Genomic DNA, 10,955 nt, shown 5'->3' with positions numbered 1-10,955 from the left:
TACTCGTCCGCGCGGGCAGGGCGGGCTGCGCAGGCGGCGGACGCCGGTCCTCGGATCGGCTACCAGCGCAGCGGAAGGGTCGCGAGGTAGTCGGTGAGCAGGCCGGAGATGATCCGGTGGTCCCGCGCGGAGGGGTGCCAGTCGCAGCCGAGGTGGTCCAGATCGGCGTCGCCGTAGTACCAGTAGCCGACCCGGTGGTCGCCCTGTCCGTTGCGGGTCCGGGCGATCCGCTCGGCGGTCTGGGCGAAGGCGTTGGTGCTGCCGACGCGGGTGGCACCGACCACGATGAACGTCCTGGGGCCGTACCGGGCACGCAGCTTGTCGAGGAACCCGTGGTACGCGGTCTCGTAGGCGGCGATCAGCTCGGCCTCCGTCGTCCAGCGCTCGCCCGGGTTGAGGGGGGTCGAGAAGTCGTTGATGCCCAGTCCGACCACGACGACCTGGGGCCGCCAGGTGGCCGGCTTCCGCCAGACGTCGCCCTCGACGTTCAGCAGGGCCCGGTCGTAGTAGGTGCGAAAGTCGGTGCCGGGGCTGCCGCCGTTGTAGTTGCGGACCATGCCTCGGCCGGAGTAGGCGTTGATCTGGTGGTCGGCGTCGAGGCTTCGCGCGGTGAGGGCGCCGAAGGCCAGGTCGGCGTTGCTGTTCCGGTTGACTCCTCCGTTGCTCGAACAGTCACGCGTGCCGGAGACATTGCCGTAGCCCGCGGTGTTGGAGTCACCGATGAACTCGATCTGCCTGCTCCGTGCCCGGGGTCTCGCGAGGATCACGCCTCCGGGAGCGGCGACGAACCCGCCGAACCGGCCCGCGGCCCACGGGCTTTCGGTGCGTTTGACGAGCCGCACCCTGTGCTCGGTGTCGGCGAGACCGCCGATCCAGGAAGTGGTCCGGCCCGGGGTCACGAGGGTGGCCGTGGTGGTTCCGTCGATCTGGACGTCGTAGTCGTTGTCGGAGTCGTCGAGAACCACGCCGATGCCGGTACCGCGGAACCGGCCCTCGAAGGAGATGCCGGGCCAGGTGTACCGCACGGACCCGTCGGCGTCCCTCTTGACCCGGCCCACCGTGTGGAACCGGGCCTGGGCCGTGGCTGCCTCCGAGGGGGGAGCGACGGCGGTGACCAGGCCCGCGGCGGCGGCGGTCACCAACGCCCTTCGGGATAAACGACCACGGGGCGGAGGCGTCTGCATATGGCCATCCTTTGCTGGTGGGGGACGGTCCGAGCGGGAAGCGGAAGCCCTGGTGCGGGGCGGCCGACGGCCCACGGTGACACCGCTACACCGCGCGGGAGCGCTCCCACGAGGGGCCGCTGTTCAAGGTGACCGCCGCGCGGCCTCCCGTCATCCCCTCGCGAAAGCATCTGATCACGGTCGATAGGCACCGCGGTTGTGGTACGTGACCTTCCCGGCGGGCAGCTTGCTCGGGGCGAAGAGCTGGTCGACGGTCACGAAGTGGAAGCCGCGTGCCTTGAGGGCCTTGATGATGCCCGGCACCGCGTCGACCGTCGTCTTGTGGATGTCGTGCATGAGGACGATGTCCCCCGGCCTGGTCTGCGCGTTGACGGTCTTGATGAGCCGGGCGGTGTCGCGGTACTTCCAGTCGAGGGTGTCGATGCTCCAGTGCACCAGCGGCCGACCGGCAGCGGTGCGGACAGCCGCGTTGTGGGCGCCGTAGGGGGCGCGGACGGTGGTGGGCTTCGTGCCGGTCGCCTGCTTGATCGCCGTGTCCGTGCGGGAGAACTGCGACTTGATCTTCGCGGTGCTGAGCTTGGTCAGGTCGGCGTGGTCCCAGCTGTGGTTGCCTATCTGGTGGCCGGCGAGCGCCGCGGAACGCACCGTTGCCGGGTTCTTCTGGACGTTCTTGCCGACGACGTAGAAAGTGGCTCTGACGTTCCGGTCGTTCAGGATGCGCAGCAGCCGCTGGGTGTCGGCGACCGGCCCGTCGTCGAAGGTGAGGGCGACGCACTTCACCTTGCGGCAGTCGACGGTCAGGGGTGGGGCGGCGGAGGCGGACGTGGCGGTGCCGGCCAGCGTGGTGCCGCAAAGAGCAGCGGTGATGGCCGAGGTGACGAGGCGTCGTTGCATCGGATCCTCTTCCAGGGAAAGGCAGTTGACTTCCCTGTAAGACGAACCCGAAGTGCCCTTGGATGCCCGTGCGTTGTACGACTTCCTGTACGACACTCAAACCGGTTCGAGTCGCGGTTCCGGTTGCCGCGTCGGCGCGGGCTTCGGTTCCCACCGTCTGACGGTCCGTACGTAGCCGTAGATCACCGAGGTCATCGCCAGGATGAGAAGTGGTCCGGACATCCACGGATGTTCGGCCATCTCCGTCGGCAGATAGCGATAGGACACCAGGAGCGCGGCGAAGACCGTTGCGCCGTAAGCGACGAGTTGGGTTCCCGATCGGTCCCAACCACGTGCGAGCGAGCGCAGAGCCGCCTCGACCGTGAGGGCGAACACCACGCCGGCGACGAGATCCGCGCCGTAGTGGTAGCCGAAGCCCAGCGTCGCGCCGAGCGTGGCGATCAGCCAGAACGCGCCCGCGAATCGCAGCAGCCGTGGGCCCTTGCGGGAATGAATGAAGATCGCGGTGGCCCACGCCGTGTGCAGGCTGGGCATGCAGTTGCGCGGAGTGGTCTCGTCGAACGGCATCGGGTGCGGGGCATGGGTCGGCAATGTGTCCGGCCACAGGTTGGCCACCGCCCAGTGCGCGCTGGGCGGCGTTTCCGGCCACAGGTTGGCCGACGCCCAGTACTCGCTGCCGGTTCCGTAGGCGAAGATCGGTCCGACCACCGGGAAGATCATGTAGATGGCCGGTCCGAGGAGGCCGATGGCCAGGAAGGTGCGCACCACATGATGGCTCGGGAAGCGGCGCTCGACCGCCACGTCACGCAGTTGGTACAGCGCGACGACGACCGCGGCCACCGCGAGCTGAACGTAGACCCAGTCGAGAAGATGGATGCCGACCGGACCGGTGGCCGTGACAATCCGGCCCACCAGCCATGACGGGTCGCCCAGCGCGTGATCGGCGGTCGCCACATACTGGTCGAGCACCGTGGGACGGGTCTTCGCCGTGATGAGCAGCCAGGTGTCGCCGGTCTTGCGGCCGGCCACCAGCAGCAGGGCCAGCCCGACGCCCTTCAGCAGCAGGACACGTTCCCGGCCGGTGCGGCGTGTGAGGGCGATGACCGCGTAGCCCAGGACCACCCACAACGCGCCGTTGCCGAAGCACGTCCTGGCGTCGACCGCCCATCGCACCAGGAAGAAGACGGCGTCGATGCCGATCGCGACACCGGCCGCGATGAAACGTTGCCGCCAGGGGAGCACCACCATCATCAACGCCATACCGGCGTACAACAGAGGCCCCGATTTGGGGCGGAATATCACCTCTTGCACCTGATTGGTAATCGGCCCTGGCAGGCCGTAGCGACGCGCGGCGATCTCCAGCGTGATGAGGAATGCGAGGGCCGCCACAGCCGCCACGGCCCAGAGTCTCGCCCGGGGCCGGCGCCATATGCCGGACGCTGTTCCGCAGTTCATTCGCGAGAAGGCCCGCGATATCACATATCTCAATTTTTGGCCGATTTGTTAGTTGTCGGGTAAAGGTCGGAGTTGGTCTCGCCGGTCACCTTTCGGACAGGGATCCCGTCGCAGGAAGACGGAAGGATCGCGGTCCGGGTTCCGGCCTCCGTGAGTGTGCCGATCCGACATGCCTCGTCACAACGGGGAAAACGTTCGGCTTTCCGCTGGCTAATCTTCGGGGGTGACCACCGAGTTGGCTCTGCTGTCCCAAGTCGCCTGTCGTGGGCGGGAGATCACCGCACCCCGGCTGCGCGGGCTGTTGGCGTTGCTCGCCGAGGATCCGCGCGCCGGCTGCACCACCGGCCGGCTGGTGGAGGGGCTGTGGCCGGACGAGCTGCCGGAGCGGCCGGGCAAAGCGGTGCAGATCCTGGTGTCGCGGCTGCGGGCGCAGCTGGGTGCCGATGTGATCGCGAGCACACCCACGGGCTACCGGCTGACCCTGGGCGAGGCTCGGATCGACAGTTCCGCGCTGCTGCTGTACGAGGCGGCGAGCGCCGAGCGCGCGAGGGCGGGGGATCACGAAGGCGCCCTGGCGCAGGCCGAGGCGGGGCTGGCGCTGTGGGACGGCAGCGTGGGCGCCGGTGCCGGGGAGGACCTGCGTGATCCCGTGGTGGCGCTGCGCGTCGACCGGGTCCGGGTCTTCCGTTCGCTGGTTCGCTCCCGGGCACTCGCACTCGCCCGGCTGGGGCGGCGGGAGGAGGCGGCGGCACCGCTGACCGAGCTGGCCCGGGAACTGCCGCGGGACGAGGAGGTGCTGGCGGAGCTGTTGCGCTGCGAGGCCGCCACCGCGGGCCGGGCGGCGGCGCTGACCCGGTACGACGCCTATCGCCGCGGGCTGCGCGACGATCTGGGGACCGATCCGGGTCCCCGGCTCAGGTCCGTGTACCAGGAACTGCTGAACGCGGATGCGGTGCCGGTCCGCCACGGCGTGCCCCACGAGCCGAACCCGCTGCTGGGCCGGGACGCGGACATCGCCGCCGTGGCCGGACTGCTGCGTGAGGTCCGGGTGGTCACCGTCGTCGGTCCCGGTGGACTGGGCAAGACCCGCCTCTCCCACGCGGTGAGCCGCGCGGCCGAGCAACCGGTGGTCCACTTCGTCCCCCTGGCCGGTGTCACCGCCGACGACGACGTGGCCGGTGAGGTGGCCTCGGCCGTCGGCGCCGGGGAGGGCAGACAGTTCACCGGCTCCGGGGATGTGGTGAGCGGCATCGTCGCCGCGCTGGGCTCCAGGCCCGCGCTGCTGGTGCTGGACAACTGCGAACATGTGCTCCCCGGCGCGGCCGATCTCGTACAGGCGCTTGTGTCGCGCTCGAAGGAGCTGCGGATCCTGGCCACGAGCCGGGCTCCGCTGGGGCTGACCTCGGAGTCCGTGTACGCCCTGCCGGAGCTCTCCCTGGCGACCTCGGTCGAGCTCTTCAAGCAGCGGGCGCGGGCGGCGAGGCCCGGTGTGGAGCTGCCCGCCGACCGGGTGGCCGACATCTGCCGTCACCTGGACGGGCTGCCGCTGGCCGTGGAACTCGCCGCGGCCCGGGTGCGGGTGCTGTCCGTGGCCGACATCTCCCACCGGCTCCGGGACCGTTTCGCGCTGCTGCGCGGCGGCGCCCGCGACGCACCCGAGCGGCACCGCACGCTGCGGGCGGTGGTCGAGTGGAGCTGGAACCTGCTGGAGCCCGACGGCAGGGCGGCGCTGCGCGCGTTGTCGGTGTTCCCCGGCGGCTTCACCGAGGACGCGGCCCAGTACGTGTTCGGCGAGACCGGCGACGCGCTGGCCCTGCTGGAACAGCTCGCCGACCAGTCCCTGGTCAAGGTGGGCGACAGCCCGTCCGGGGTGCGCTTCCACATGCTGGAGACACTGCGGGAGTTCAGCGCCGCCCGGCGCGCCGAGGCCGGCGAGGAGGAGACGGTGACCGACCGGTTCCTGTGCTGGGCCCGGGACTTCGGCCGCCGCCACCACGATGTGCTGTTCGGCGACGGCCCGTCATCCGCCGCCTGGGCACGTATCCGCGCCGAGCAGGACAACCTCGTCCTGGCCCTGCGGTACGCGCTGGCCCGCGACGACGGGCCCACCATCGCGGCCCTCACCGCCGTGCTGTCCTCCATGTGGGCCACCGACTCGAGTTACGCCCGGCTCGCCGCCCTCGCCACCGAGACCGGCGGGCCGCTGTCCCACTTCCGCCCGGGCCCCGAGGACCCGGAGTACCTCGAGGACGTCGAGACGGCCCGCAGCGCGGCGACGACATGCGCCGCCAGCCTCTTCATGGGCCTGGGCCCGCACGCCGTACGCCACCTCGTCACACTGCGCCGGCTGCCGACCGCCCCACCGGACACGCCGACGCGGGCGCTGGCCCTCGTCCTGTGCGCCGTCCCGGACATGTACCCGCCGGAGTACGCGCGGCTGCGGGAGCTCTGTGACGCCGACGAGCCACTGCTGGCGGGCATCGCCTCGTGCGTCGCCAGCTATGTGTGGGAGGCCGAGCACGACGTGGAGCGTGCGCTGGAGTACGCCCGCCGGATGCTCGACACCGTGGGGCCGCTCGGCAATCCGGCCCTGCAGCTGCTGAGCCGGGGGCGGCTCAGCGAGTTGTGCCTGCAGTCCCAGCGGGGCGCGGAGGCGTACGAACATCTGCGGGCCGCGCTGGACGCGTTCGGCGAGTTCGTCGCCCGGTCGGACACGATGGGCATCCACGCGGGGCTGGTGCTGGCCTGCCTCCAGCGCGGGGAGGTCGACGAGGCGGAGTACTGGCTGGGACTGGCGGCCCCGGAGAATCAGTCGGAGGACGCCCTGATCTTCGGTACCGATCTGCCGCCCCGGGCGGAGATCGCGCTGGCCCGGGGACTGACCGAGGTCGGGCTCGGGCTGTGGCGGCAGGCGGCGGAGCGGACGCGGGAGTACAGCCTGCGGCATGCCGACGATCCGTTCGTGGATCCATGGTCGCTCCAGGTGCAGTCGGCCGCGCTGGCGGCACACGCGCAGCACGGCCGGCTGGAGCCGGTGGCGGGGCTGGCCGGGCGACTGCGGGAGCGGCTGCTGCAGATGCTGTCCAGCCCCGCGGGCCTGTCCGGTTCCACCGGGTCCTCCGGTGACAGGGCTCCGGTGGAACTGCCGGTGTACGGCACCGTACTGCTCGCGCTCGGCCTGGCCGGTCTCGCCCGGGGCGACAGGGCGGCCGTACGGCTGGTGGCGCTGGCGGAGCGGATGCCGGCGGTGCGGGAGTACCCCACCCTGTCGTTCACCCGGTCCCGGCAGGCGGCCGAGAACGCCGACAGGGCGGCGTACGCCGACGCGGTGTCGAGGTACGCCGCCCTGGGGCGGGAGGAGCTGCGGGCCGTGGCCCTGCGGGAACTCAACGGCGGGGCTCACGGCTGAACCGGGCCTTGGACCACAGGTAACCCAGTACGACCAGGCCCAGGCACCAGCCGACGGTCAGCACGGCGTTCGTGGTGCCGATCCCGCTGCCCAGCAGGAGCCCGCGCAGGGTCTCGATGGCGGGCGAGAACGGCTGGTACTCGGCGAACCAGCGGAACCAGCCCGGCATGGCGTCCACCGGCACGAACGCGCTGGACAGGAACGGCAGCATCACCAGCGGCGTCCCGATGTTGCTGGCGCCTTCGGGGTTGGGGCTCACCAGGCCGATGCCGACCGCGATCCAGGTCAGCGCGAGGCTGAACAGGGCCAGCAGCCCGGCCGCGGCGATCCACTCCACCGGCGTCGCGCCGGGCCGGAACCCGATGGCCAGCCCGATGCCCAACACCAGCACCAGGGCCATCAGCGTCTGGATCACGCTGCCGATCACATGGCCGATCAGCACGGAGGCGCGGGAGATCGCCATGGTGCGGAACCGGGCGATGACGCCCTCGGTCATGTCGGTGGCCACGGACACCGCGGTGCCCATCGAGGTCATGGCCACGGTCATGAGAAGGATGCCTGGGACCAGGTAGGCGACGTAGTCGGCACGGTCCGCGGGACCGCCGGTGATGCCCGCGCTCATCACGTCGCCGAAGACGTAGACGAAGAGCAGCAGCAGGATGATCGGGGTGAGGAGGAGGTTGAGGGTGAGGGAGGGATAGCGGCGGGCGTGCAGGAGGTTGCGCCGCAGCATGGTCAGGTTGTCGCGGAAGGGATGGGCCCGCCGGGACTGGGGGGCGGCGCTCGTCGTCGTGCTCATCGGACGGTCTCCTTGTCGGTGGAGCGGGCGTTGTCGGTGGACCGGGAGGAGACGGGGCCGGCGGTCAGGGCGAAGAACACGTCGTCCAGGTCGGGGGTGTGCACGGACAGCTCGTCGGCCTCGATGCCGGCGGCGTCGAGCCGGTCGAGGACGGCGCGCAGCTCGCGCTGGCTTCCGTCGCTGGGGATCTGCAGGGTGAGGGCTTCGTCGTCCCGGGAGGTCTCGCGCAGGGCGATCGCCGCCTGTTCGTACGCCACCGGGTCGGAGAAGCGCAGCCGTACGTGGCCGCCGGGGACGAGCCGCTTCAGCTCCTCGGCGCTGCCCTGGGCGGCGATCCTGCCGTCGTTGAGCACCGCGATGCGGTCGGCGAGCTGGTCGGCCTCCTCCAGGTACTGGGTGGTGAGGAAGACGGTGGTGCCGCCGGAGACCAGTTCGCGGATGATCGTCCACATGGTGTGGCGGGAGCGCGGGTCGAGGCCGGTGGTCGGCTCGTCGAGGAAGATGATCCGCGGGTTGCCGACCAGGGTCATGGCGATGTCGAGGCGGCGCTTCATACCGCCGGAGTAGGTGGAGGCGGGCTTCTTCGCGGCCTCGACGAGGTCGAACCGCTCCAGCAGCTCGGCGGTGACCTGCCGTCCCTCACGCTTGGAGAGGTGGTGCAGGTCCGCCATGAGGAGCATGTTCTCCTCGCCGGTGATCAGGCCGTCCACGGCGGAGAACTGACCGGTGACACCGATCGCGGCCCGTACCGCCTGGGCCTCGGCGGTGAGGTCGTGCCCGGCGATCCGCGCCTGGCCGCCGTCGGCGGAGATCAGCGTGGACAGGATGCTGACCGCCGTGGTCTTGCCCGCGCCGTTCGGCCCGAGAAGCGAGAAGACCGTGCCGGCGGGCACATGGATGTCGATGCCGTCGAGGACCGTCTTGTCCCCGTAGGACTTGCGCAGCCCGGTGGCTGCGATCGCGAGTTCCTGGTTCGTCGTCGTCATGCCGCAGAGCTTGCGGCAGCGCCGGTTCAGAACGGCCTCAACGCGGTTTCAGCCCTCGGGTGAGGGTTTCAGAACACTGAAACCCGGGCGGCTGTGCCGAGGGCCCCGACCGGGAGACGGTCGGGGCCCTCGGGTGTGGGGGGCGCGGGACTAGGAGATCCTGAACTCCTTGGTGCTGCCGTTCTTGGACTTGGGGATGTACAGCTGCTTCCAGCTCCACCCGGTGCCGGGGCGGACCCAGTGGAACTCGACCGACCTGTTGCTCTCCCACCAGTAGTCCGCGGCCGTGGTGCAGCCGCGCGCCGGGACGTCCCAGAAACGGGAGCCGCCCCAGTCACCGTGGTCGTTCTTGCCGACGATGTAGAACTTCAGCCCGGTCCCCTTGTCGTCGCAGATCCTGAGCTGGACGTTGGCCGTGGCGGCGCTGGCCGTTCCGGGCATCGCCAGACCGCCGAAGACGGAGGCCGCGGCGAGGGTCGCGATGGTGAGCTTTCGCCTGAGGTCGCGCATGTCGTTACTACCGTCCTTTACGGGAAGTTCGGAAGTTCGGGAGTCAGAGGTGCGGGAGTTCGGGAGTTCGGGAGTCAGAGGTGCGGGAGTTCGGGAGTTCGGGAGTCGGGGGTGCGTGGGCTCGGGGGTGGGTCGGTCAGCCCAGCAGGTCCTCGGCCCGCAGCCAGTCGCGCGCCGTCTCGTCGGGGGACGCCCCTGCTTCGACGGATGCGGCCAGCTCGGCCAACTCCTCCGTGGTCAGGCGGGAGTTGATGCGGGCCAGGGCCTTTCGGGCGGATACGCTCGCATAGGGGGCGCCGGCGAGCGGAAAGACGTGTTCCGGTGGCACGACGCTCTTCGGGTCGGTCAGCACGACGAGACCGTCGCGGGTGAGCGCGGGATCGGTGCTGCGCAGGACGCGCACGTCGGCTGTCTTCGACGTGCCGGCCGGGGCGAGGGTGACGCCGTAGGCCTTCTTGAGCTCGGCGGCGGACGGGGCGTCCGGGTCGCCGGAGGCGGAGCCGCCGAGGGTGAGGCGGCCGTCGGCCTCGGCCAGGTCCGCGAGCGAACTCAGGCCGTGCTCACGGGCGGTGGCCCGGGTGACGGCGACGACGAGCCCGTGCTGGGCCTTGGCCGGGGCGAGGGCGACGATGCCCGGAGGCAGGGCCATGCTGAGCGTCGCCTTCATGTTGCCGGGCATGGTCTGACCGCCCGGCAGGGCGCGCAGCATGGTCGTCTCGTACGCCGGGGCGAGGCCGATCTCGCCCTCCACCACGGCGTGGGCCGTGTCGGCGGGCGAGGCGTAACGGGTGGTGGCCGTCTTCACCTCGACACCGGCGTCGGTGAGGAGTTCGCCGTAGAGCGCCGCCACCACCCGGCTCTCCGCCGAGGAGTCGGTGCCGATCACCGTCGTGTCCTGGCGGTCCGCGTAGCCGGTGTTCGGACCGGTACCGGTGCCGCAGCCGGTGAGGAACACCAGCGAGCAGAGCGCGGCGGCGGCGAGGTGGAGCGGGCGGAGCCGGGGGCGAATTCCTGGAGGAGTCACTGAACACCACTTCGAGTCACGGAGTCACGGGACACCACTGGTCGGTGGGGGCGGGCGGCGCTGTGCGGTGGGAGCGGACTGTAGGCCGAGGAACGAGCAGCCGCCTTCGTCTAACACCAGCTGAGCGACGTGGACGGGTACGGCTCCTCCGAGTCCACGGTGGCCTGAACGGTCTGCCCGGGCTGGGGAACGACGTGAACGGTGACGGCGTGAACGGGGAAGCGGCGGCGTGAGCCGCGGCGGAGGAAACGGCAACGGCGTGAACGGCGGCGCGAGATGAGACCAGACGACCGGCACCCCCAGCAGGGCAGCGGAGGCGGCGGCATCCCGGACGGCCTGTTGCTCGCCGTCCTCGGCTTCCTGCTGGGCGGCACTCTCCTGGTCTGGACGGCCACCGGTCTGGCCGGCCTCCTCGCCCACGGCTCCTGGCCCGACGGCGTGACGTTCACCCGCACACCCATGGCCGTACGCGGCCTGCTCTCCGATCCCCAGGACATCGCCGCCGCCTGGCCGGACACCCCGTCCGCCCAGCTCTCCGGCTACGGCCTCGTCTGGGGCCTCTTCATCAGCCAGCTCATGGTCCTCATCGTCCTGACCGTCTTCGTCATGGGCACGCTGGCCCGCTGGAGGGCCGTACAAGCGCGGGAGAAGGCGCTACCGACCCAGAGGCGCGCCCAGCCCGCGCGGGAGGCCC

General features: G+C 70.9%; 8 protein-coding genes and 1 pseudogene. 2 read left to right on the top strand and 7 right to left on the bottom strand.

The window, feature by feature from the left end; translation table 11 throughout:
* Window positions 1–59: 59 nt before the first annotated feature.
* The 3 genes from STRIP9103_RS36460 to STRIP9103_RS36450 form a co-directional block, all read right to left on the bottom strand.
* The gene (locus STRIP9103_RS36460; protein ID WP_181800335.1) at window positions 60–1,184 is read right to left on the bottom strand and encodes an SGNH/GDSL hydrolase family protein; all 1,125 of its coding nucleotides are present in this window, start codon (window positions 1,182–1,184) and stop codon (window positions 60–62) included.
* A gap of 174 nt (window positions 1,185–1,358) precedes the next feature.
* Window positions 1,359–2,078, bottom strand: a complete 720-nt coding sequence (locus tag STRIP9103_RS36455) for a polysaccharide deacetylase family protein (protein ID WP_048821627.1) — start codon at window positions 2,076–2,078, stop codon at window positions 1,359–1,361.
* Between the two features lie 96 nt (window positions 2,079–2,174).
* Window positions 2,175–3,533 carry a phosphatase PAP2 family protein gene (locus STRIP9103_RS36450; protein ID WP_078614171.1) on the bottom strand — a complete coding sequence of 453 codons (1,359 nt, stop codon included), beginning with the start codon at window positions 3,531–3,533 and terminating at the stop codon, window positions 2,175–2,177.
* Between the two features lie 223 nt (window positions 3,534–3,756).
* On the opposite strand from STRIP9103_RS36450, the gene STRIP9103_RS36445 reads away from it, so the two are divergent.
* A complete protein-coding gene (locus STRIP9103_RS36445) occupies window positions 3,757–6,942 on the top strand; it encodes an ATP-binding protein (RefSeq protein ID WP_009331782.1) in 3,186 nt (1,061 codons plus the stop codon).
* Here STRIP9103_RS36445 and STRIP9103_RS36440 read toward each other — a convergent pair.
* From STRIP9103_RS36440 to STRIP9103_RS36425, 4 genes are all read right to left on the bottom strand, one after another.
* Window positions 6,920–7,741, bottom strand: coding sequence for an ABC transporter permease (locus STRIP9103_RS36440; RefSeq protein WP_009331784.1), 822 nt, complete (start codon window positions 7,739–7,741; stop codon window positions 6,920–6,922). The two genes, STRIP9103_RS36445 and STRIP9103_RS36440, sit on opposite strands and share 23 nt — an antisense overlap.
* Window positions 7,738–8,727: an ATP-binding cassette domain-containing protein gene (locus STRIP9103_RS36435; protein ID WP_009331781.1), complete on the bottom strand. Its 990-nt coding sequence runs from the start codon at window positions 8,725–8,727 to the stop codon at window positions 7,738–7,740. The genes STRIP9103_RS36440 and STRIP9103_RS36435 overlap by 4 nt, the downstream gene beginning before the upstream one ends.
* 150 nt (window positions 8,728–8,877) lie before the next feature.
* The gene (locus STRIP9103_RS36430; RefSeq protein WP_009331779.1) at window positions 8,878–9,237 is read right to left on the bottom strand and encodes a hypothetical protein; all 360 of its coding nucleotides are present in this window, start codon (window positions 9,235–9,237) and stop codon (window positions 8,878–8,880) included.
* Between the two features lie 136 nt (window positions 9,238–9,373).
* Complete coding sequence (locus STRIP9103_RS36425; protein WP_009331778.1) at window positions 9,374–10,261, bottom strand: glycine betaine ABC transporter substrate-binding protein; 888 nt, start codon at window positions 10,259–10,261, stop codon at window positions 9,374–9,376.
* A 276-nt stretch (window positions 10,262–10,537) separates the two neighbouring features.
* Between STRIP9103_RS36425 and STRIP9103_RS36420 the strand changes: the two are divergent.
* Window positions 10,538–10,955: pseudogene (locus STRIP9103_RS36420) on the top strand (type VI secretion protein); the annotation flags it as partial.

It is taken from the genome of Streptomyces ipomoeae 91-03 (assembly GCF_000317595.1).
GTDB lineage: Bacteria > Actinomycetota > Actinomycetes > Streptomycetales > Streptomycetaceae > Streptomyces > Streptomyces ipomoeae.
Note: the sequence above shows the minus strand (reverse complement) of the source record. Positions and strands in the feature narration are given on the sequence as shown.